Annotated in this window: 14 protein-coding genes and 4 tRNA genes; 7 read left to right on the top strand and 11 right to left on the bottom strand. The window is 70.4% G+C overall.

Annotated elements, in window-relative coordinates:
- Positions 1-166 precede the first annotated feature (166 nt).
- Positions 167-370, bottom strand: a complete 204-nt coding sequence (locus tag AQJ91_RS18635) for a cold-shock protein (RefSeq protein ID WP_067022489.1) — start codon at positions 368-370, stop codon at positions 167-169.
- 245 nt (positions 371-615) lie between these two features.
- Entirely contained in the window at positions 616-954 is a 339-nt protein-coding gene (locus AQJ91_RS18630) for a MerR family transcriptional regulator (protein ID WP_067022487.1), read from the bottom strand.
- An 864-nt stretch (positions 955-1,818) separates the two neighbouring features.
- Between AQJ91_RS18630 and AQJ91_RS18625 the strand changes: the two genes are divergently transcribed.
- On the top strand, positions 1,819-2,178 hold the full coding sequence (locus tag AQJ91_RS18625) for a hypothetical protein (RefSeq protein WP_067022485.1): 360 nt from the start codon (positions 1,819-1,821) through the stop codon (positions 2,176-2,178).
- A gap of 203 nt (positions 2,179-2,381) precedes the next feature.
- Here the strand turns inward: AQJ91_RS18625 and AQJ91_RS18620 are convergent, their stop codons facing one another.
- The 8 genes from AQJ91_RS18620 to AQJ91_RS18585 all read right to left on the bottom strand — a co-directional run bounded on the left by AQJ91_RS18620 (position 2,382) and on the right by AQJ91_RS18585 (position 10,561).
- Positions 2,382-2,786, bottom strand: a complete 405-nt coding sequence (locus tag AQJ91_RS18620; protein ID WP_067022483.1) for a CBS domain-containing protein — start codon at positions 2,784-2,786, stop codon at positions 2,382-2,384.
- Between the two features lie 46 nt (positions 2,787-2,832).
- Positions 2,833-4,329 carry a DEAD/DEAH box helicase gene (locus tag AQJ91_RS18615; protein ID WP_067022481.1) on the bottom strand — a complete coding sequence of 499 codons (1,497 nt, stop codon included), beginning with the start codon at positions 4,327-4,329 and terminating at the stop codon, positions 2,833-2,835.
- Positions 4,330-4,567: 238 nt separating this feature from the next.
- Positions 4,568-4,771: a cold-shock protein gene (locus AQJ91_RS18610; RefSeq protein WP_067022479.1), complete on the bottom strand. Its 204-nt coding sequence runs from the start codon at positions 4,769-4,771 to the stop codon at positions 4,568-4,570.
- A 607-nt stretch (positions 4,772-5,378) separates the two neighbouring features.
- Positions 5,379-5,451 (bottom strand) — tRNA-Lys (locus tag AQJ91_RS18605).
- Between the two features lie 177 nt (positions 5,452-5,628).
- Entirely contained in the window at positions 5,629-6,918 is a 1,290-nt protein-coding gene (locus AQJ91_RS18600) for an FG-GAP repeat domain-containing protein (RefSeq protein ID WP_159054603.1), read from the bottom strand.
- A gap of 225 nt (positions 6,919-7,143) precedes the next feature.
- Entirely contained in the window at positions 7,144-9,336 is a 2,193-nt protein-coding gene (locus AQJ91_RS18595; protein ID WP_067022475.1) for a DEAD/DEAH box helicase, read from the bottom strand.
- A gap of 268 nt (positions 9,337-9,604) precedes the next feature.
- A complete protein-coding gene (locus AQJ91_RS18590; protein WP_067022473.1) occupies positions 9,605-10,099 on the bottom strand; it encodes a hypothetical protein in 495 nt (164 codons plus the stop codon).
- Positions 10,100-10,210: 111 nt separating this feature from the next.
- Positions 10,211-10,561, bottom strand: a complete 351-nt coding sequence (locus AQJ91_RS18585; protein ID WP_067022470.1) for a metallopeptidase family protein — start codon at positions 10,559-10,561, stop codon at positions 10,211-10,213.
- Between the two features lie 85 nt (positions 10,562-10,646).
- Between AQJ91_RS18585 and AQJ91_RS18580 the strand changes: the two genes are divergently transcribed.
- Positions 10,647-12,200, top strand: coding sequence for a metallophosphoesterase family protein (locus AQJ91_RS18580; RefSeq protein WP_067022469.1), 1,554 nt, complete (start codon positions 10,647-10,649; stop codon positions 12,198-12,200).
- 80 nt (positions 12,201-12,280) lie between these two features.
- Positions 12,281-12,356: transfer RNA gene (locus tag AQJ91_RS18575), tRNA-Glu, on the top strand.
- A gap of 82 nt (positions 12,357-12,438) precedes the next feature.
- On the opposite strand, the gene AQJ91_RS18570 is transcribed toward AQJ91_RS18575, so the two are convergent.
- Positions 12,439-12,786 (bottom strand): hypothetical protein, encoded by a 348-nt coding sequence (locus AQJ91_RS18570; RefSeq protein ID WP_067022468.1) that lies wholly within the window; start codon positions 12,784-12,786, stop codon positions 12,439-12,441.
- Between the two features lie 237 nt (positions 12,787-13,023).
- Between AQJ91_RS18570 and AQJ91_RS57370 the strand changes: the two genes are divergently transcribed.
- From AQJ91_RS57370 to hrpA, 4 genes are all read left to right on the top strand, one after another.
- Positions 13,024-17,892 (top strand): CHAT domain-containing tetratricopeptide repeat protein, encoded by a 4,869-nt coding sequence (locus AQJ91_RS57370; RefSeq protein ID WP_067022467.1) that lies wholly within the window; start codon positions 13,024-13,026, stop codon positions 17,890-17,892.
- Positions 17,893-18,034: 142 nt separating this feature from the next.
- Positions 18,035-18,109, top strand: a tRNA-Asp gene (locus AQJ91_RS18560).
- Between the two features lie 23 nt (positions 18,110-18,132).
- Positions 18,133-18,209: transfer RNA gene (locus AQJ91_RS18555), tRNA-Phe, on the top strand.
- 120 nt (positions 18,210-18,329) lie between these two features.
- On the top strand, positions 18,330-22,322 hold the full coding sequence (gene hrpA / locus AQJ91_RS18550; protein ID WP_067022466.1) for an ATP-dependent RNA helicase HrpA: 3,993 nt from the start codon (positions 18,330-18,332) through the stop codon (positions 22,320-22,322).
- Positions 22,323-22,328 lie beyond the last annotated feature (6 nt).

Below are 22,328 nucleotides of genomic sequence, written 5' to 3'. Positions count from 1 at the left end.
AAGCAGCGTCCGGGCCGGCCGAAGCCGGCCCGGACGCTGCGTAGCAGTCAGAGGGATACCCTCGTCACCCGCACCATAGGCCCTGTGGGACTCGAACCCACGGAACCACCAGGTCAGAGCACATTCGCCGTGACGTGCGATCCCACGTCGTGACGGGTGAAAAGGGTCAGGCAGTGGTGATGTTCTCCGCCTGTGGGCCCTTCTGGCCCTGGACGACGTCGAACGTCACGGCCTGACCCTCCTGGAGCTCACGAAAGCCCGAGGAGTTGATCGCCGAGTAGTGCGCGAAGACGTCCGGACCGCCGCCGTCCTGGGCGATGAAGCCGAAGCCCTTCTCCGCGTTGAACCACTTCACAGTTCCCGAAGCCATAGTCATGCCTCCCAGTCGATGAACGCCTCCCCCTCCATGGGGAAGACGGAGTTGATCGCCCTGGTCCCTGCGGCACAGCACAGCAAAGCGCCCACACCAAAGGCGTGGGCAAGGGGAACTCCGAACCACGACAACTGACACAGACGCTACCCGTCCGCACACGCCATCACCACAGAAAACTCCCGCGTCGTATTCCAGCCACGCGTGCGGGTGATGGCCCGCCGATACTGGCGGGCACGCTCTCCTCAGGTCGCAGCCGACGGATTGGACGATCCGTCGGCGCGGCGGTATTCGGCGTTGATGCGCTGGGCTTCTTCGAGCTGGTCTTCGAGGATGATGATCCGGCATGCGGCTTCGATCGGGGTGCCCCGGTCGACAAGCTCACGCGCGCGGGCCGCGATGCGCAGTTGGTAACGGGAGTAGCGGCGGTGTCCGCCCTCGGAGCGCAGTGGTGTGATCAGCCGTGCTTCGCCGATGGCACGGAGGAAGCCGGGAGTGGTACCGAGCAGTTCGGCGGCCCGGCCCATCGTGTAGGCGGGGTAGTCGTCGTCGTCAAGACGGCCTCGCGACTCGTCTGCTGTCATCTCACCTCTCTGTGGAACGCGTAGAGGGGCCTTGGTGCCGTACGGCACCAAGGCCCCGAAGGAACTGCAAACACCATCTGCCGGCCCTACTGCTGCACCGGCCTTCTGTTTCCGCACAGCCGCCCGATACGCCGACGGGGGTGCGGGGATCGCGGATGTATGACCGGAGACCACCTACCTATCGATGTCCTGCGGTACCCGGGCTCAGGTCTTCCGCCCGGGCGATCCTGATGGCGCTCGACTCCTCCGTTCTTCCCTCTGAATCAATCCGAACGGGAACTGCGAACTGCTGGTACTGCCACCGCGTCAACTGCGGTCCTGCTCACGGCGGCCCCTGATCACTGCGGGCCACCCGGTCCGGTCGTCAGTCCCGTCGCCGTCGTGCAACTACCAGGCTTCGAAACTCCACCACCGCACCGTCCTGCGTGTACTACTGCCCGGCAGTTCGTGTCTGCCGGGCCTCGCTCGATCTCAGCTACGAGAGAAACAGTAATGATCCGAGTCCCCAATGTCTACTCCAGCAAGCACAGATTTTGGTGTGCTCGGCGATGAGGTATCCCCCTACGTCAGCCTGCGGATGTTGGGACAGTCCGCAGCCCGGGTGCGACGTACGGGACCCACAACCGTCCGTTCCACCGCGGTCGTCGCTGACGACGCATGCGACACCGCACGGGCCTTCCTCGAAGACCTGCGGGAGCCGCCGTTCGGCACCGGGGGACGGTCGGCTCATGGTCAGCGATTCGGCCCGCGGCATCGCGGTCATCCGGCGGGCCCCCGGCGGCAAGACCGTGTGCGCCCGTCCTGCCCGGTAGTTCCACCGCCCAAGCCGCCGCCCGGACGGGCCGGTGCATAGAATCCGGTCCCATGCCGAAGCCTGACGAGCTGATCGTTGACATCGCCGCCCTTGTGGAGTCCGGGCGGAGCAATCAGATGTCCCTGACCGTGGTCACCGGTGGCGCTGTCATCACCGGTCGACTGGCTCCCGAAGCCATGTGGAGGCAGAGGGTGTCGGAGGTGCTGACGGATTCCGCCCACCTGGGCGAGTTCTCCGCCGTCTTCGACGCCCCCGCCGAGAAGGACGGGCCGCCCACACATCTGCACTTCCATGTCGCCCGGATCCTGCAGGGCACGGTGGGGATCCCGGAGACGGGCGGGATGTACCGCATTGCGATCGAGGACGTCAGCGCCTGGACCGTGGGCGACTTCAGCTACTCCGACCACTGACCCACTGACCACTGACCCGCCGCCGCGCCGGGAACGGCACGGCACGCAGTGAGGGTCCGACCCGGCGCGCGCCGGGTCGGACCCTCACTGCTGTTCGGCTCGCGCCGGTCCGGTCGGTCAGACGGACATGGGGGTGCCGAGCAGCACGGAAGCCCGCTTGAACGGGCCACGCCACTCTTGGTCAGGTCGAACGGGGAAGCGGTTCAGCGGGAGAGGGCGAGGACGCCCAGGGCGCTGTCGTGTTCGTCGACCAGGGGCAGGCGCCCGAGCCGCCCGTAGGGCACCGCGTCCTCGGCTTCGGCCCTCGTGGTCAGCGGTGAGGCGAAGAGCCCGCTGCCGTCGGTGATGTCACTCAAGCGGATACGGTCCGTGTATCCGCAGCTGTCCCGAACGGCGGCGAGCCGGGCCCGGGTGACCAGGCCGACGCACAGGCCGTCCTCGTCGCAGACGACCAGATGCCCCGTACGGGCGGCGGCCATGACGGACAGCGCCACCTCGACGGTCATGTCGTACCAGACCTGCGGTCCGGCCGCGTCCATGCCGTCGACCACCGTGCTGTGCACGGAGTTGGGGCTTGCCGGGCGGGTCTGCGTCCGGACCAGCGTCAAAGGGTGCCTCCAGCGGAGATGGACCAGCTTCCTGATCACGAAGGTTCTATGCCGGCGCACCGACGGTGGACTGCCGTGCGGGCGCACGGCGGGCCGCCGAAGCGGGGCGGCGTCGGCCGCGTGAGGCGGCGCTGCGCTTCTTGGGGCGTTCGGCCACCGGCACGGTGATGACGACCGGGATGCCCGAGGGGGCCTGGGCGCCGGTGATGCGGCGCAGGGCCTCTTCGCCGACGCGGACCTGAGTGGTCTGCGGAACGATGCCGGCCGCTGCCATGAGGCGGGTCATGTCGCGGCGCTGGTTCGGGGTGACCAGGGTGACGACGCTGCCGGACTCGCCGGCACGGGCGGTCCTGCCGCCGCGGTGGAGGTAGTCCTTGTGGTCGGTCGGCGGGTCGACGTTGACGACGAGGTCGAGGTTGTCGACGTGAATGCCGCGCGCCGCGACATTGGTCGCTACCAGCACGTTGACGTGCCCGGTCTTGAACTGCGCCAGCGTGCGGGTGCGCTGCGGCTGCGACTTCCCGCCATGCAGCGCGGCAGCCCGTACCCCGCTGTTCAGGAGATGCTCGGTGAGGCGGTCGACGGCGTGCTTGGTGTCGAGGAACATGATCACGCGGCCGTCGCGTGCGGCGATCTCGGTGGTGGCCGTGTGCTTGTCGGCACCGTGGACATGCAGTACGTGGTGCTCCATCGTCGTGACCGCGCCGGCCGAGGGATCGACGGAGTGCACGACGGGGTCGCTGAGGTATCGCCGCACGAGCAGGTCGACGTTGCGGTCGAGGGTGGCGGAGAACAGCATGCGCTGGCCCTCGGGGCGGACCTGGTCGAGAAGGGCGGTGACCTGCGGCATGAAGCCCATGTCGGCCATCTGGTCGGCCTCGTCGAGGACGGTGATGGAGACCTGGTTCAGCCGGCAGTCGCCGCGGTCGATGAGGTCCTTGAGTCGTCCGGGAGTGGCGACGACGACCTCGGCGCCGCCTCGCAGCGCGCCGGCCTGCCTGCCGATCGACATCCCGCCCACCACCGTGGCCAGCCTCAGCTTCACGGAGCGGGCGTACGGGGCGAGCGCGTCGGTGACCTGCTGCGCCAGCTCACGCGTCGGTACGAGGATCAGCCCCAGCGGCTGCCTGGCGTCGGCGCGCTGCCCGGCCGTACGGGCCAGCAGCGCGAGCCCGAAAGCGAGGGTCTTGCCGGAGCCGGTGCGCCCGCGGCCCAGTACGTCCCGGCCGACGAGGGAGTTCGGCAGGGTCGCGGCCTGGATCGGGAAGGGTACGGTCACGCCTTGCGAGCCGAGCGCGGCCAGCAGTTCCCCAGGCATGTCGAGGTCGGCGAAGCCCTCCACGGCGGGAAGCGCGGGGGTGATCGTCTTGGGAAGGGCGAACTCCCCTTGGATCGCGGCGGGCCTGCGGCCGTAACCGCCCGAACGGCTCGGCCCGCCGGAACGGCTCGCGGCCGACGAGCCGAATCGGCCGCCACCCCTTCCGGAGGCGGCACTGCCGTTACGGGCGCGGGCGAAGCGGTCGTTCGTACGTGTGCGGTTCATGCAGAACCTTCCTCGATGCGGCGCACATCTAGGAATTTCCGCAGCAATGAGCGGCACGGAGAAACGCAAGAATGGGCCGATAGAAAGCGAAAGCGAATCTGGGCCGGCGGAAAATTCGCGCGGGCACAGACGCTGAAATAAATGACGCGATGTGGATGCAATACCCGGCGAAAAATGCGTGTAGCCGGGGCCCACACCCCTCGGGATGCGGGCCCCGGCTACTCAGTACGCGTCAGCGTCAGGCGAGAACGATGTTCTCGGCCGTCGGGCCCTTCTGGCCCTGCGCGATGTCGAAGTTCACCTTCTGGCCTTCGAGCAGCTCGCGGAAGCCCTGGGCGGCGATGTTCGAGTAATGGGCGAACACGTCAGGGCCGCCACCGTCCTGCTCGATGAAGCCGAAACCCTTTTCCGCGTTGAACCACTTCACGGTACCAGCAGCCATGTCATATCTCCTTTGGGGGCAGTGCATACGGGATCCGCGCTGCGCAGACTCCGTGTCGCCGCGATGATTGCCCCGCCCGGAAAAGACCGGAAATACAAAAGCACTTCCAGTGACCCATTAAGCCGACCGGGAAGCACTTGAAGTTTTGGGAACCACAACTGCAACTTAGATCGACAGTAGCACACCGCAACAGCCTGTGTGCGTTGAATAATCCTCTACTGGTTATTGCGGCAAATAACCTGTCCGTGCGTTCCGTTAAAATCTCAGCTCACGGCCACAGATATTGATTCACCCGCAGCGCAAAGTATCGGGACGAGCATGGGGAGTGCCCAGCGCGGCTTGTAGGCTCCGGCCATCCGCAGATCCACCCGAGCGCGATCAAGCTCGCCGACACCGACACCGACACCGACCCCGGCCGCGTCGGAGTCAGTACGCCGAGTGTCTCCCCCAGACGCCGCCGATCAGCTGCCGCTGGGACCTCACCCGACGTACCGCCCCGAACATCCGCTCACGCAGAGCCCCGAAAACGCCACAGCGCCCGACCCGACCGAAGCCGAATCGAGCGCTGCACAGCAGGTCAGAAGGGGTTTCCCCTCCCCCGCGCCGGTAGGCCCTGTGGGACTCGAACCCACAACCAATGGATTAAAAGTCCACTGCTCTGCCAATTGAGCTAAGGGCCCAGGCGATGTTGCCTCCCCGAGCATAGCCGGACGCAGCCGTGTCTCCGATCGGGTATCGGGGACACGGCCGCGTCGGAGTGACGCAGGGGCCCGGAGTGTTACGGATCAACCGGTTCGGGCGCCCCCGCTCGAGAGGTCAGAAAACGCCCTTGTAGCCCTGCCAGCCGGTCGCGATCTTCATCCGCGGACCGAACGACCCCTTGCCGTCACCGTTGTTGCGCCAGCGTTGCCGCTGGTGTCCCGGGAGACGAGGTCCGCCTTGCCGTCGCCGGTGATGTCCCCGACGCCGACGACGGCGTTGTACGACCCGCCCCAGTTGGCGGCGACCTTCACCCGGTCCTTCAGCAGCCCGTTGCCCAGGCCGTTGTAGCGCCACAGCGTGCCGGCCCTGTCACGGGCGAACACGTCCCCGTGCCCGTCGCCGTTGAGGTCCCCAGCACCGACGATCTTCGTGTAGCCGGACCACGCCGAGCGGATCTTCCTGCCCGCCGCCAGCGTCCGGACGTTGTAGGCGTTCCAGCCGGTGCCCAGCTTCGTGTACGCCGTCGAAGGCGTCGGCGCCAGCCCCCACTTGGGCTTGTAGCCACGCAGCGAACCGTCGCTCATCCGCACCAGCACATCGTTGCAGCGGTCGTTGTTCAGACCCCCGAAGGGCACCGCGACCGCCTTCGTCGACCACCCGCCGCCCAAGACCTTCCCGGAGAACGTGCCCTTGCCCGTGCCCTGCTGGAAGGTCAGCGCGCCCGAGGAGTTGAGGGTGAGCAGATCGCCGGTGCCGTCAGGCAGTCCCTCGGAGCCCACGTGGTCGTGGCGCACGGGTTCCCCGTGCAGCAGCTGGACCGTGCCGCGCACCTCCAGCGGCCCGCCGACACCGTCCGCCGGGGTTACGGACAGCGTCCAGTCGTAGAAGCCGCTCGGCAGGAACGCGTCCCCGGTCCTCGTGGGGTCGGGGTCGTCACCGTGCCATCCGACGCTCAGCTCGCCGCGGGCGGAGGCGCCGTCCCGGTCGGTGTAGACCTTGCCGGTCGCCCGGTGGCGCAGCGTCAGCTCCCGGCCCGCGGACGGCTTCGACAGCAGCACGGAGGTGAGGGTGTCGGGTGTCGTGTCGAGCTCGTGCGGCTCGACGTACGTCGCGCTCTGCGCCGGCCCCAGCAGCCGCAACGGCTGCTCGAAGGACTTGCCGTCCGCGTACCGCGTCCACAGCAGATGTGGGTTGCCCTCCAGCCGGTGGAAGACTCCCTCGGTGCCCGCCCCGTCCGTACCCGTGAGAGTGTCGGCGTAGTGAAGCGCCGCCCCCAGGTTGGTACTCCGCAGCGCGGCCGGGACCACCGTCTCCTGCGCCTCCGCCTCCACCGTCGAAGCGGCCGGCAGCAGCGGGCTCAGCCCGCCCGCGAGCGCCGCGGAAGCCGCTATGGCAACAGCCGCGCGTCTCGCGCGCGAGTGACGTACGAAGGCATGCCGAGCCAAGGCGTTCCTCCCCCGAAACACGAGAGGAAGCGGGCGCTGCAACAGATGACCCCGGCCCCGGCCGTCGCATCCCTCTCAGAAGTCGGCTGATCTTACAGCTACTTCACAGAACCGAGGAGAGCGTTTTCTGGCCGGCGGAACGACAGAGCGCCGTGGCCCCGGAGATCGGGACCACGGCGCTCTGCCCTGTCTGTCTGGCTGTCTACGCCTGCCTACTACCCGGCGTCAGCCGTTGCGCTTCCAGCGCGGCTTGTCCTCGCGGCGGCCGAACGTGCCGGCGCCGCGGTGGTCGTCACGCCGGCCGTTCGGGCGGTCGTGGCTCGGACGGTCGTGGCCGCCGGTGCGGAAGCCCGGGCGGTCGGCCTGGCGGTCGCGGTTGAAGGGGCGGTCGCTGCCGCGGTGCCCACCGCGCTCGTCACGCCGGTCGAAAGAGCGGGCGGGACGCTCGTCGCGACGGAAGCCGCCACGGTCGTCACGGCGCTCGAAGGTACGGCCACCGCGGTCGCCGCCACGGTCATCGCGACGCTCGAAGGAACGCCCACCGCGGTCGCCGCCACGGTCATCGCGACGCTCGAAGGAACGCCCACCACGGTCACCGCCACGGTCATCGCGACGCTCGAAGGAACGCCCACCACGGTCACCGCCACGGTCGTCCCGACGCTCGAAGGAACGCCCACCACGGTCACCGCCACGGTCATCGCGACGGAAGCCACCACGGTCACCGCCGCGGTCCCGGTTGAAGCCGCCCCGGTCGTTGTCCCGGCGCTCGTAGCCACGCCCACCACGGTCGCCGCCACGGTCGTCGCGGCGGAAGCCACCACGGTCACCACCGCGGTCGTCACGACGCTCACGGCGCTCGTACGAGGAGGAAGAACCCTCCGTACGCTCGTCCCGCTCGCGCCGGTCCACCGTCTGCGCCACCGGCTGCTCGGGCACGGACACCTCGGCGGCCTCGGCCGCCACCGCGGCCTGCGCCTCGGCGATCGCCGCCTCGGGGTCCTCGCCGCGTTCCCGGGCGACCCGGGCGACCAGACGCTCGGCCTCCTCGCGCAGTTCCGTCGCGCGGCGCTGGGCCCGCTCGAGCTGCTTGCTGAGGTGAGCGACCTCACGCTCGGCCTGCTGCGCGGCGTTGCCCGCCGACTCGGCCTGGACCTCGGTCATCGACCGGGCGCCGGTGATCTCGGCGACCTCCGGCTCGAAGGCCGTACCGCCCTGGATGATGTGCCGCCCGGCGTCGACGCCGGCGTCCTCCATGAGGCGGAAGATCTGGCGGCGCTGGTGCGGGAGGGAGAGGGACACCACGGTGCCGGTGCGACCCGCACGGGCCGTACGGCCGGCGCGGTGCAGGTAGTCCTTGTGGTCGCCGGCCGGGTCCACGTTCAGGACCAGGTCGATGCCGTCGACGTGGATGCCGCGGGCGGCGACGTCGGTGGCGACCAGGCAGTTGACGTAGCCGTCCTTGAAGTCGGCCAGCGTCCGGGTCCGCGCGCCCTGCGTCATGCCGCCGTGCAGCGCGTCGGCCTTCACTCCGGCGTCGCGCAGCTGCTCGGCGACTCGGTCGGCGCCCAGCTGGGTGCGGACGAAGATGATGGTGCGGCCCTTGCGGGAGGCGATGGCCGCGGTGACCGGCGTCTTGTCCTTGGGCTTCACGATGAGGATGTGGTGCGACATGGTCGTCACCGCGCCCTGGGCGGCGTCGACCTCGTGCGTGACCGGGTTGCTCAGGTAGCGCTTGACCAGCGTGGAGATCTCGTTCTCCATCGTGGCGGAGAACAGCATGCGCTGGCCGCCGCCCGGGATCTGGTCGAGCAGCTCGGTGACCTCGGGCAGGAAGCCCAGGTCGGACATCTGGTCCGCCTCGTCGAGGACCGCGACCTGGACGTTCTCGAGCGAGCAGGCGCCGCGGTTGATGATGTCGCGCAGGCGGCCCGGGGTGGCGACGAGGATGTCGACGCCGCGCTCCAGGGCGTAGATCTGGTTGCCCATCGACGTACCGCCGCAGACGACCTTCATCTTCAGGCCGAGCACGTCGCCGTACGGCTGCAGCGCGTCCGCGACCTGCATCGCGAGCTCACGGGTCGGCGTGAGGATGATGCCACGGGGCTTCTTCTTGTCGGTGTGGCCGCCGGACAGCGTCGCCAGCAGCGGCAGACCGAAGGAGAGGGTCTTGCCGGAGCCGGTGCGGCCGCGGCCGAGGATGTCCTTGCCGGCCAGGGCGTCCGGGATGGTCGCGGCCTGGATCGGGAAGGGGGTGGTCACGCCGTTCTGCGCGAGCTTGCGCACGACGCCCTCGGGGAGACCGAGGTCCGCGAACGTCGCCTCGGGAGCAGCGTCTTCGGGAGCAGCGGCTTCGACAGCCTCGTTCTCGACAGCCTCGTTCTCGGGCACGACGACGTGATCAGTACTGGAAATGGACATGCGTTAGCGAAACCTTCCGGAGTCTCGTCGGCACGCGCCCGTCAACTCCGTGATTCGCAATACGACCGCCTCTATGCGGTCAGCCACGGCAAGGGAGAGTACGCGCCACACGGCGCGCTCTGCGTTGGCGCCGGGCAAATGGGATCAAACGATCTGCCACCATACGCACCCACCACCCCCCAAGGCAAACTGAGCACATAAGCCCAGGTCAGCAGCCCGGCTGCGCACACTCCCGCGCCGACGACCCCGCGGCCGGCGCCGACTCCCCCTACGCCATTCGCGGCTCCGTCTCCTCGTGCGCCGACGACGACGGCTCGGCCTCCGTCGGCTCCGGCGAGGCGGACGTCGGCTCCTCGATGGGTGCCGGTTCCGGGTCCGGCGTCCGCGTGGGAGTGGTCGGCGTCACAGCGGTCCGCGTGGGCGTGGGCTTCTCGCCCTTGCCCGGCTTGACCGGCTTGCCCCGCGCCGGAGCGGGCTCGCTCGCCTCCGCCGACGGCAGCGCCGAGGGGGACGGCGGCTCGCTCTCGCTCTTCTCCTTGCCGTGCTTCCCGTGCTTGCCGTCCTCCGCGGTGGCCCCGTACCCGGTCCCACTCCCCGACGCCGCCGAGCCCCCGTCGGGCGCCTCACCGCCCCGCTGCCCGGCCGAGTGCGACGGCTTCGCGCTCCCGCCTCCCTCGTCGTCGCCCACGCTCATGCAGCCGGCGGCAGCGGCGACGGCCATCACCGTGGCGGCCAGACGGACGGGTACGTACAAGGGGCGCACGGGGCCACCTCCGAGGGCGGGGAAGAGTCAACCTGCCCAACTCCCGCCGCCCACAAGAGGACACGCGCCCTGTTCATCAGACCCGGTAATCAGACCCGGAGGCCGCGCCCGTCACCCGTACCCGAGCGCGTGCAGCCGCGCGTCGTCGATCCCGAAGTGATGCGCGATCTCGTGCACCACGGTCACCTCGGTCTCCGCCACGACCTCCTCCCGGCTCTCGCACATCCGCAGCGTCGGCCCCCGGTAGATCGTGATCCGGTCCGGCAGCACCCCGGCGTACCACTCGCCGCGATCGGTCAGCGGGGTCCCCTCGTAGAGCCCGAGCAGCTCTGGATCGTCCGCCGGCGGTTCGTCCTCGACGAACACCGCGACGTTGTCCATCAGCCGCGTCAACTCCGGCGGGATCCGGTCCAGCGCCTCGGCGACCAGTTCCTCGAACTCCTCACGCGTCATCTCCAGCACGCGCCCCATTGTCCGGCACGAAGCAGCCGTATGAGACTCGCGGGCCTCCCGCATATCCACCCCCATACATGGGCACATGGGACTAATGGCCCGCGTCCCCGCCGTAGCCCTCGCCGCGCTGAACCGCGTACGCAAGTTCCCGCACGCCCTCACCCGGCACTACGCCACGCGCCGCCCCCTCCCCACCCTTGAGCTCATCTCCCATCCCCACCCCTGGGGACGCGCCCTCGGCATGGTCGCCGTCGTCCTCCTCGGCGCCTGGCTGGGGCTGCTGATCGTCGGCAACGTCCGGACCCCGGTCGGCCCGATGGACACGACGATGACGCTCCGCCCGTCCCTCTCCGGCGGCACGAAGATCAACGTCTCTCCGCTGGGCGCCCTCCAGCTCGACAGCCACATCGCCCCGGTCCGCCTGGACGTGAACGTCGACCAGCTCGACCCGGCCCGCTCCCAGGCCCTGATCGACCATCCGGAACGGTTCTCCGGCCTCCAGGACGAGGTCACCCGCGACGTCGCCGACGGCACCCGCGACCTGGCCGTACGCAGCTGCGTGGCCGTCGTCTCGGGAGCCACCGCCCTGGGCCTCGCCGTCTACCGCCGCCCCCGCCGCGCCCTCGCCGCCGGCGGCCTCGCCCTCACCCTGCTCGCCGCGTCGGGCGGGACGGCGTACGCCACCTGGAACCCCGATTCGGTCCTGGAGCCGAAGTTCTCCGGCCTGCTCACCTCGGCGCCCTCAGTGGTCGGCGGCGCGCGCAGCATCGTCACCGAATTCGACGTCTACCAGAAGGAGCTGGCGCGTCTGGTGACGAACATGACGAAGCTGTACGACGTCACCTCCACGCTCCCCGCCTACCGGCCGGCCCCGAACACGATCCGGGTGCTGCACGTCTCGGACATCCACCTCAACCCGGCGAGCTGGAAGATCATCACCTCGCTGGTGGACCAGTACAAGGTCAATGTGATCGTCGACTCCGGCGACACGATGGACCACGGCGCGGCGGCCGAGAACGGCTTCCTGGACCCGATCGAGGACCTCGGCGCGCCGTACGTCTGGGTCCGCGGCAACCACGACTCCGGTATCACCCAGCGCTATCTGGAGGGCCTGGAGAACGTCCACGTCCTCGACGACGGCCGCGCGAAGACGGTCGCGGGCCTGCGCTTCGCCGGCATCGGCGACCCGCAGTTCACGCCCGACCGCTCGACGATCCCCGGCGGCGACGCGGCGAACCAGCTGGCCGGCGCCCGCCTGGCCTCGGCCCTGCGCGACCAGAAGGCAGCCGGCACCCCGGTGGACGTGGCCGTCGCCCACGAACCGGTCGCGGCCCGGCAGACGGACGGCGAGGTGCCACTGGCGCTGGCCGGGCACATCCACCACAACGAGATGGAGGTCCTGGACCGGGGCACCCGGCTGCGCATCGAGGGCTCCACGGGCGGCAGCGGTCTGCGGGCGGTCGAGGGCAAGTATCCGGACCCGATCGAGGCGTCGATCCTCTACTTCGACCGCGACACCCGCCGCCTCCAGGCCTGGGACGCGATCAAACTCGGCGGCCTCGGCCTGACGACGGCGGAGGTCAGCCGCCACCTGCCGGAGGAGAACCAACCCGGGGCAAACCCCACGTCCCCCACCCCCACCCCCTAAACCGTTTTGGCGAACCCTCCCGTCATCCCATATGCTGCTCACGTCCCCGACGCGCCGCGAGGCGCCCAGGCGGGCCGATAGCCCTCATCGTCTAGCGGCCTAGGACGCCGCCCTTTCAAGGCGGTAGCACGGGTTCGAATCCCGTTGGGGGCACCAGCGAACGACGTGCACAGACCCGTTTCCCTTAGGGGAGCGGGTTTTTGCGTGTCTCCTTCTTTTTCTTTCTCGCTCACGTTCCTCACGCGTGCTTCGGCAGGTGCACCGTGACCTGCGCGCCGACGTCCGGCGGCAACGGCCCCTCCGGTACGCCGAACCCCAGCTCCCGCGCGAGCAGCGCACCCCGCACATCGAACGCCGCCTCGGTGAGATGCGCCATGGTGTCCACGGCGGCCCGCGTCCGGCGCAGCCCCGCGGCGAAGACTCCCGCCGCGACGAACAGGGCCGGCCACCACCACAGGCCCGGCAGCACGATCAGCACCCCCCACCCGGCGACCGCGACGGCGGCGTCGAGCTCGGTGCGGGCGGCGCGCAGCGTGTTCTGCTCGGACTCGTTCAGGACCAGCCACAGCCGCGGCCAGGCGAACAAGCCCCAGCTCCGTCAGCCGGGCGACGACCGGCTCACCGCGCCGGGCCGCCGCCAGGGTCTCCTCCAGGGCCGCGCTGTCACCGGACTCCGCGGCGACCGCCCGCAGCTCGGGGAGTTCCCGGCACAGCGCACCCAGCAGCTCCGGCGTCTCCACGACGTACTCTCCTCCCCCACGGAGTTGATGGACCATCATGATGCCCTGAGCACACGCACGGCAGGGGCCGACGGGGGCGGAGGATGCGGGACGACAGCGGCTGGGCGCGAGTGGAACTGCTCGCCCGGCAGCTCGGGGAGCGGGTCGACGACGTCTGGAGCCGCGGCGTCCAGGAGTCGGTGCTGGACCCGGCGGCCGTCGCCGAGGCCGACGAGCTGCGGGCGGTCGTCCTGCGCACCCCGGACGGCACACCGGACGGGCCCCTCTACGTCCTCGACCGGTCCGCCGTGACCCTGGTCGCCGCCCTGCACTACGCCCGCGCCCTGATCCTCGGCCCGGACACCGCCGAAGGCGGTCCCGAGGCCCAGCTGACGCTGACGCTGTACGCGCTGGTCGGAAGGTTCACGCCGGACGAGGTGCCCGAGGAACTGCGGGAGTCCGCCGCGACGCTGGACATGCCCGCCGCGGAGGACCTGGAGACCGCGGCGGCCCGCGCGCTGGAGCTGTTCGCGCGCTGGCAGACCGCCGGCGACGAGGACGCGCTGGAGGAGGCGCTGGCCCAGTGGCGGGAGCTGGAGGCCGTACTGCCGGAGTTCTGGCCGGGGCGGGCGATGATGCTGTCGAACCTGTGCAGCGGGCTGCGCTACCGGTACATGGTGCGGGGCGCCGAGGCGGACCTGGAGGAGTCCGTCGCCCGGGGCCGCGAGGCGGTGCGGCTGGCCACGGACGACGATCCCAGCCGGGGCATGTACCTGGCGAACCTGTCCGGCTCGCTGAGCGTGCGCTACGGGCTGCGGCAGGAACCCGCGGACCTGGACCTCGCCATCGACACCGGCCGGGAAGCCGTACGCGCCGCCCCCGAACCGCAGGCGCTGTACCACTCCAACGCGGGCGCCGCCCTCCTGATGCGGTTCCAGCGGAACGCGGCGCTCGCCGACCTGGACGAGGCCATCGAAACGTTCCGCCAGGCCGTGGAGCACGCCGCGCCGGAGGATCCGCAGCGGCCGATGTACCTGTCCAACCTGGGGCGCGCGCTGGAGCGGCGGTACGAACGGTTCGGCGAGGAGGCCGACCTCGACGCGGCCGTGACCGCGGCGCGGCGGGCCGTGGCCGACTCCCCGCCGGACCATCCCGCCCGGCACGGCCACCTCAGCGGTCTCAGCAACATCCTCCGTTCGCAGGCCGAGCGGTCCGGGGCGGCCGCCGACCTGGACGAGGCCGTGGACACCGCACGGCTGGCGCTGGCGGCCGCACCCGACACCAGCCCCGACCGTCCCGTGGCCACCGAGGCCCTGAGCCAGGCCCTGCGGGTCCGCTTCCAGCATGCGCGGCAGCGTCCGGACATCGACGAGGCGGTGGCCCTGCTCCAGGACACCGCCACCGACGACCACAGCGTCCCCCCGCAGCACTTCTACAACCTGTCCCGCGCCCTGCTGGCCCGCTTCGACGCCACCGACGACATACCCGACCTCGACGCGGCGATCACGGCGGGCCGCCGCGGCACCGAAGCCACCCAGCCCGACAACCCCGAACTGGGTATGTCCCTCTCCCTCCTCGGCGAGGCCCTGTCCGCGCGCTCCGTACGGACCGGCTCCCAGGACGACACGGACGAGGCCGTCGACGTCCTGCGCAGGGCTGCCGATCACCTCTCCGACCTCGGCTTCCAACCCGCCGCCCGCGCCAAGTGCCTCTCCGAGCTGGGCAAGGCCTGCATTCGCCGCTTCAGGACCACCCTCTCCCCCGCCGACCTGGACGAGGCGATCACCGCCTTCCAGCAGGCGATCGAGGCGGACCCCGACCACCCGCAACGGACCATCGACGAATCCCACCTCGGCGGCGCACTGATGCAGCGCCACGCCCGCACCGCCGACCCCGACGACCTCGCCGAGGCCCTCATCCAGCACCGCCGGGCCGCCGACCGGCTCACCGACGAGACCGACCCGCACGCCGGCCAGATCCTGTTCAACCTCGGCCGCGCCCTCCAGGCCGCCTACCAGCAGAACGACGACCTCACCCTGCTCGACGAGGCCGTACGCCACCTGGAAACCGCCCTGCGCACCCGCCACCGCTCCACGGCCCACCACGCGAAACTCCTCTCCGACCTGGGCGCCGCCCTCCGCGTCCGAGCCGAACGCCTCGGCGACCGCACCGACCTGGACCGAGCAGTCGACCTGAGCGAACAGGCGATCGATGCTCTCCCCACGGAACACCCCCGCCGGGCGGTCTACCTCACCAACCTCTGTACGGCCCTGATCGCCCGACACACCGCGTACGGCGCCCAGCAGGACCTCACGGACGCGGTGCGCGCGGGCCGCGAGTCGGTGGAGTCGACGACCACCACGGACGTCGCCCACCGCATCGTCCACCTCGCCAACCTGGGCATCGCCCTGCGCCGCCGCTACGAGGCGTCGGGCGCCCTCGCCGACCTGGACGAGGCGATCGAGTCGCTCCGCACGGCGGTGGCCGCCCTGCCCGACGGCCACGTGGACGGCCCCGGGCACCGCGGCAGCCTCACCCTCGCCCTCCTCGCCCGCTACGACCGGACCCGCACCGCGGCCGACCTCGACGACGCGATCGACGCGGCCCGCGCCGCGGCCGGCGTCCCCGACGACCACCCACACCGCCCGGCCTGCCTGAGCAACCTGGGCCTGGCCCTGCGCCGCCGCCACGAACGCGACGGCCGCCGCTCCGACGCCGACGAGGCGGTCGTCCGCCTCCGCGACGCCGTACGCCTGTGCCCCGAAGGCCACCCCGCACGCCCGCTCTACCTGACCAACCTCGCGACGGCCCTCCTGACCCGCACGGACACGGACACCGACGCCGCGACGGAAGCCGCCCACGTCGCCCGCGCGGCCCTACGGACCATCCCCGAGGACCATCCACAACGGGCGGCATGCCTGACCACGCTGGGGGCGGCGCTGCTGGGGCGGGTGGCGGGGGTGGAGGGCAGCGGGCACGAAGGCGAGGGCGAGGGCCGGCCCGGGGCTTCGACCTCGGCTCGGGGCCCGGCTCCGGCTCCGGCTCCGGCTCCGGAAACGGAAACGGAAACGGAAACGGTCCCGCCTCCGTCCCCGGCTCCGGACCCGTTCCCGGCCTCGACATCGACTCCGACGCTGATCCTGACCTCGGGCTCACTCCTTCCGATCCAGGACGGATCGAAGGCTGGCGCCAGGGATCGGACCGACGCCGGGCCCCGGGCACGCACCGGAAACGGAGCCGACGCCAGCACCAGGCACCGCACCGGAACAGACACCAGCGCCACCGCTACCGACAACGGCACTGAGGCCGACCTCCGCACCGCCTGCGAAGTCCTCCGCCAGGCCACCACCATCGCCACCGCCCCGGCCTCCGTACGCTTCAACGCCGCCCGCGGCTGGACCGCCGCCGCCACCGCCCTCGGCGACTGGAACGAGGCCCTCGACGCCTACCGGGCCGCCGTCGCCGAACTGCCCCTGCCGGCCTGGCACGGCCTCGACCGCCGGGACCGCCTCGACGCCCTCGGCAAGGTGCCGGGCCTGGCCAACGACGCCGCCGCCGCGGCCCTGAACGCCGGCCACCCGCAGGAGGCCCTGCGCCTGCTGGAACAGGGCCGAGGCGTCCTCCTCGCCCAGTCCCTGAACACCCGCGACGACATGACCGACCTGCGCGAACGCGCCCCCCGGCTGGCCGACCGCATCCGCGAGATCCGGGCCCTGCTGGAGACCCCGGCCCCGGACCCCGCCCCGGCGAGCGCGGGTACGACCGACCCCGCCCGCCTGTCCCGCGCCCAGCGCACGGCGGCTGAACAGCACCGCGAACTCGCCCGCGAGATGGACGAGTTGATCGCCCGGGCCCGCGAACTCCCCGGCCTGGAGGACTTCCTGCGCCTGCCCTCTCCCGACCGCCTCCAGGCCACCGCCGCGAACGGCCCCGTGATCGTCGTCAACACCAGCACCCTGCGCTGCGACGCCCTCATCGTCACCGGCACCGGCCTGCGCACGGTCCCCCTCCCCGGCCTGCACCTGGACGGCGACGGCGGCCTCATCGAACGTACGGGCGCCCTTCTGGACGCCCTGTCCGCCCTCGGCGGCTCCCCCGCCGGCGCCTGGCGTGCCCAGCGCGTCCTGATCCGCACCCTGGCCTGGCTGTGGGACACGGTGGCGGCCCCCGTCCTGGCCGCCCTGGACCCCGCCCCGCCCGGCTCCCACCTGTGGTGGTGCCCCACGGGCCTGCTCGCCCTCCTCCCCCTGCACGCCGCGGGCCACTACACGCCCACGGCGGCCGACGAGACCCGTTCCCTCCCCGACCGCCACGTCTGCTCGTACACACCAACCCTGCGAGCCCTGACCACCACGACGGGGAGCACCCCACCCCCCACCCGCCTACTGGCGGTGGACCAGTCCACAACCCCAGGCCTCCCACCCCTCCCCCACGCGACGGAAGAGATACGCCTACTCACGAACCGCGTCCCCGCCCCCACCCTCCTGACCGCCCCCGAAGCAACCCGCCAGGCGCTCCTCTCAGCCCTCCCCACCCACACCCACCTGCACTTCTCCGGCCACGGCACCCAGGGCGCCAGCACCTCCGCGGGCGGCGCCCTCCACCTCCACGACCACGACGAGGCCGGCCCCGTGACGGTCGCCGACATCTCCCGCCTCCGCCTGACCGCCGCCCACCTGGCCTACCTCTCGGCCTGCGAGACCGCCCGCGGCGCCATCGTCCTGGCCGACGAGGCGATCCACCTGGCCGGCGCCCTGCAACTGGCCGGGTTCGCCCATGCCGTGGCGGCCCAGTGGGCGGTGGACGACGTCGGCGCGCTCCGCGTTGCCGACGCCTTCTACACGGCCCTGTGGGACACCGAGGGCAACGAGGCCCTGCCCCCGGCCCAGGCCCTGCACGCCGCCGTACGCCACCTGCGCGACCACAACCCCGATCCCCTCTGGTGGGCGGCGTACGTCCACACGGGCCCCTGAATAACGGGTTCGGGACACCATCGGAGCTCTGATATGCTGATCCAGCGATGCCGGGCACCGAAAAAGTGCAGGTCAAACCAACCAGAAGCCATCTTTTTGGAACCCACATCGCCGTGTGCGACACTGTCGTACGCAACAGCCTGGTCCTGTGGAGCAGTTTGGAGTGCTCGCCACCCTGTCAAGGTGGAGGCCGCGGGTTCAAATCCCGTCAGGACCGCCGAGGTTTCTGTGAAACCTCGTGGCTGGGTAGCTCAGTTGGTACGAGCGATCGCCTGAAAAGCGATAGGTCGCCGGTTCGACCCCGGCCCCAGCCACCACCCAAGGACCCCCGTCGAGATGATCGACGGGGGTTTTGCGTTGGCGTCGACACCCCTGGCACTGCACCGCAGAGAAATCGTTCGCCACGAATTTCCCCGGGATGAGATCCTGGACCGCGTATGTCTACGCACCCTGCCCCCGCCCTCGGCGTTCTCGCCCCCCGCCTGACCGAGCTGTCCCTGCGTGATGCGCACCGGCTCGGGCGCAGGCTCGAAGGTGCACGCAAGATTCGTAGCGCCGAGGCCCGCGCCGCCGTGCTCGCCGAGATCGAGGCCGAGGTCGGGAAGGCCGAGGTACGGATGGGCGAGCGGCGTGCCCGTGTGCCGTCCGTCACGTATCCCGAGCAGCTGCCCGTCAGCCAGAAGAAGGACGTGATCGCGGAGGCCATCCGTGATCACCAGGTCGTGATCGTCGCCGGTGAGACCGGGTCCGGGAAGACGACGCAGATCCCGAAGATCTGCCTCGAGCTCGGCCGGGGCGTGCGCGGCATGATCGGGCACACCCAGCCCCGTCGTATCGCCGCCCGCACCGTCGCCGAGCGCGTCGCCGAGGAGATGAACACGCCGCTCGGTGAAGCCGTCGGCTGGAAGGTCCGCTTCACCGACCAGGTGAACCAGGACGCCACCTTCATCAAGCTCATGACGGACGGCATCCTGCTCGCCGAGATCCAGACCGACCGCGAGCTGCGCGCCTACGACACGATCATCATCGACGAGGCCCACGAGCGGTCCCTGAACATCGACTTCCTGCTCGGCTATCTCGCGCAGTTGCTGCCGAAGCGGCCGGATCTGAAAGTCGTCATCACCTCGGCGACCATCGATCCCGAGCGCTTCTCCCGGCACTTCGGCGACGCCCCGATCATCGAGGTCAGCGGCCGGACGTATCCCGTCGAGGTGCGCTACCGCCCCCTCCTCGAAGAGGACGGCGACGATGCCGACCGCGACCAGATCACCGCGATCTGCGACGCCGTCGAGGAACTCCAGGCCGAAGGCAAGGGCGACATCCTCGTCTTCCTCTCGGGAGAGAGGGAGATCCGCGACACCGCGGACGCGCTCATCAAGAAGAACTACCCCCGCGCCGGAGGCGCTCATGGGCAGGGCACCGAGGTCCTCCCCCTCTACGCCCGGCTCTCGCACGCCGAGCAGCACCGCGTCTTCCAGCCCCACACCGGCCGCAGGATCGTTCTGGCGACCAACGTCGCCGAGACCTCCCTCACCGTCCCGGGCATCAAGTACGTCATCGACCCCGGCTTCGCCCGGATCAGCCGGTACAGCCACCGCACCAAGGTCCAGCGTCTCCCCATCGAGCCGATCTCCCAGGCCAGCGCCAACCAGCGCAAGGGCCGCTGCGGACGCACCAGCGACGGCATCTGCATCCGCCTCTTCTCCGAGGACGACTTCCTTGCCCGCCCGGAGTTCACGGACGCGGAGGTCCTCCGTACGAACCTGGCCAGCGTCATCCTGCAGATGACCGCCGCCGGCCTCGGCGACATCGAGAAGTTCCCCTTCATCGACCCGCCGGACCACCGCAACATCCGCGACGGCGTCCAGCTCCTCCAGGAGCTCGGCGCGCTGGACCCGGCCCAGAAGGACGCACGCAAGCGGCTCACCGACACCGGCCGCAAGCTCGCGCAGCTCCCCGTCGACCCCCGCCTGGCCCGCATGGTCCTGGAGGCCGACAAGAACGGCTGTGTCCGCGAGGTCATGGTCATAGCGGCCGCGCTCTCCATCCAGGACCCGCGCGAACGCCCCGCCGACAAGCAGACCCAGGCCGACCAGCAGCACGCCCGCTTCAAGGACGAGACGAGCGACTTCCTCGCCTATCTCAACCTGTGGCGCTACATCCGTGAGCAGCAGAAGGAGCGGGGTTCGTCGTCGTTCCGCCGGATGTGCAAGCAGGAGTACCTCAACTTCCTGCGCATTCGCGAATGGCAGGACATCTACTCGCAGTTGAGGACCGTCGCCAAGCAGATGGGCATCCACCTCGACGAGGACGACGCCCCCGCCGACCGCGTCCATGTCTCGCTCCTCGCCGGCCTCCTCTCCCACATCGGGATGAAGGACGTGAAGGACGGCTCGAAGAATGAGTACCTGGGCGCGCGGAGCGCCAAGTTCGCGATCTTCCCTGGCTCCGCCCTCTTCAAGAAGACCCCGCGCTTCGTGATGTCGGCGGAGCTGGTGGAGACCTCCCGGCTCTGGGCCCGCGTCAACGCGAAGATCGAGCCCGAGTGGGTCGAGCCGCTCGCCGAGCACCTCCTGAAGCGGACGTACAGCGAACCGCACTGGGAGAAGGACCAGGCCGCGGTGATGGCGTACGAGAAGGTCACGCTCTACGGCGTCCCGATCATCGCCCAGCGCAAGGTCAACTACGGCCGGATCGACCCGGAGACCTCGCGCGAACTGTTCATTCGCAACGCCCTCGTCGAGGGCGACTGGCGCACCCACCACAAGTTCTTCGCCGACAACCGCAGACTCCTCAGCGAGGTCGAGGAACTGGAGCACCGTGCCCGGCGCCGGGACATCGTCGTCGACGACGAGACGCTCTTCGACTTCTACGACCAGCGGGTCCCCGAACACGTCGTCTCCGGCGCCCACTTCGACTCCTGGTGGAAGCACAAACGGCACGAGCAGCCCGATTTCCTCGACTTCGAGCGGGAGATGCTCATCCGCGAGTCGGCGGAAGCGGTCACCAAGGACGACTATCCGGACTCCTGGCGCCAGGGACCGCTGAAGTTCCGCGTCACGTACCAGTTCGAGCCGGGCGCGGACGCCGACGGCGTGACCGTCCACATCCCGCTCCAGGTCCTCAACCAGGTCACGGACGAGGGCTTCGACTGGCAGATCCCGGGCCTGCGGGAAGAGCTCGTCACCGAGCTGATCCGCTCCCTGCCGAAGCCGATCCGCCGGAACTACGTCCCCGCGCCGAACTTCGCGAAGCGGTTCCTGGACACCGCTGTGCCGTCGGCCTCTGGCCGCCCGATGTCACAGCAGGAGCCCCTCACCACCACCATGGCGCGCGAGCTCAAGCGCATGGTCGGCGTGCCCTTCGAGGCCGACGACTTCGACTGGGCGCGGGTGCCGGAGCATCTGCGCATCACCTTCCGCATCGTCGACGAGCGGCGCCGCAAGCTCGCCGAGGACAAGGACCTGGAGACGCTGAAGCTCCAGCTGAAGCCGAAGGCACGGCAGGCCCTCTCGCAGGCCGCGGCCGCGACCGCCGAGCGCCAGGGCGGCGAGTCCCTGGAACGCAAGGGCCTCACCGACTGGTCCATCGGCACGCTCACCCGCGTCTTCGAGACCCGCCGCGCCGGCCAGCCGGTGAAGGCGTACCCGGCGCTGGTCGACGACGGCGACACGGTCTCCGTACGCCTCTTCGACACGGAGGCGGAGCAGCAGCTGGCGATGTGGAAGGGCACCCGCCGGCTGATCCTTCGCAACATCCCGGTGAATCCCGCGAAGTTCGCGTCCGAGAAGCTGACGAACGCCCAGAAGCTCGCCCTGTCCGCCAACCCGCACGGCTCCATCCAGGCCCTGTTCGACGACTGCGCGATGGCGGCGGCGGACAAGCTGATCGGGGACTTCGGGGGCCCCGCGTGGGACGAGGAGTCGTACCGGAAGCTCTACGACAAAGTGCGCGCCGAGATCGTCGACACGACGGTCCGTACGGTGGGCCAGGTGCAGCAGGTGCTGGCCGCCTGGCAGGCCTGTGAGCGCCGTCTGAAGGGCGTACGAAGCCCTGTGCTGCTCGCGAACCTCACGGACGTACGCAAGCAGCTGGACGCCCTCGTACGGCCCGGTTTCGTGACGGAGGCGGGCCTGCGCCGGATGCCGGACCTGATGCGCTATCTGGTCGCGGTGGACCGGCGCCTCCAGCAGATGCCGACCAACGTCCAGCGGGACACGACCCGTATGGAGAAGGTCCACGAGATGCAGGACGAGTACGCCTGGCTCCTGGAGCAGATGCCGCAGGGCCGCCCGGTCCCCTCGCCGGTCCTGGACGTCCGCTGGATGATCGAGGAGCTCCGGGTCAGCTACTTCGCCCACGCGCTCGGCACGGCGTATCCCGTCTCCGACAAGCGCATCGTGAAGACGATCGACGCGCTGGTCCCGTAACCGGCC

This window comes from Streptomyces dysideae (genome assembly GCF_001514305.1).
In the GTDB taxonomy this organism is placed as follows: domain Bacteria; phylum Actinomycetota; class Actinomycetes; order Streptomycetales; family Streptomycetaceae; genus Streptomyces; species Streptomyces dysideae.
This window is presented reverse-complemented; position numbering and strand designations above follow the sequence as displayed.

Excerpts from the sequence above, each read along its gene's own strand:
- AQJ91_RS18635 (WP_067022489.1), bottom strand. The coding sequence starts at position 370 with ATGGCTTCGGGAACTGTGAAGTGGTTCAACGCGGAGAAGGGCTTCGGC.
- AQJ91_RS18630 (WP_067022487.1), bottom strand. The coding sequence starts at position 954 with ATGACAGCAGACGAGTCGCGAGGCCGTCTTGACGACGACGACTACCCC.
- AQJ91_RS18625 (WP_067022485.1), top strand. The coding sequence starts at position 1,819 with ATGCCGAAGCCTGACGAGCTGATCGTTGACATCGCCGCCCTTGTGGAG.
- AQJ91_RS18615 (WP_067022481.1), bottom strand. The coding sequence starts at position 4,329 with ATGAACCGCACACGTACGAACGACCGCTTCGCCCGCGCCCGTAACGGC.
- AQJ91_RS18610 (WP_067022479.1), bottom strand. The coding sequence starts at position 4,771 with ATGGCTGCTGGTACCGTGAAGTGGTTCAACGCGGAAAAGGGTTTCGGC.
- AQJ91_RS18595 (WP_067022475.1), bottom strand. The coding sequence starts at position 9,336 with ATGTCCATTTCCAGTACTGATCACGTCGTCGTGCCCGAGAACGAGGCT.
- AQJ91_RS18580 (WP_067022469.1), top strand. The coding sequence starts at position 10,647 with ATGGCCCGCGTCCCCGCCGTAGCCCTCGCCGCGCTGAACCGCGTACGC.
- AQJ91_RS57370 (WP_067022467.1), top strand. The coding sequence starts at position 13,024 with ATGCGGGACGACAGCGGCTGGGCGCGAGTGGAACTGCTCGCCCGGCAG.
- hrpA (WP_067022466.1), top strand. The coding sequence starts at position 18,330 with ATGTCTACGCACCCTGCCCCCGCCCTCGGCGTTCTCGCCCCCCGCCTG.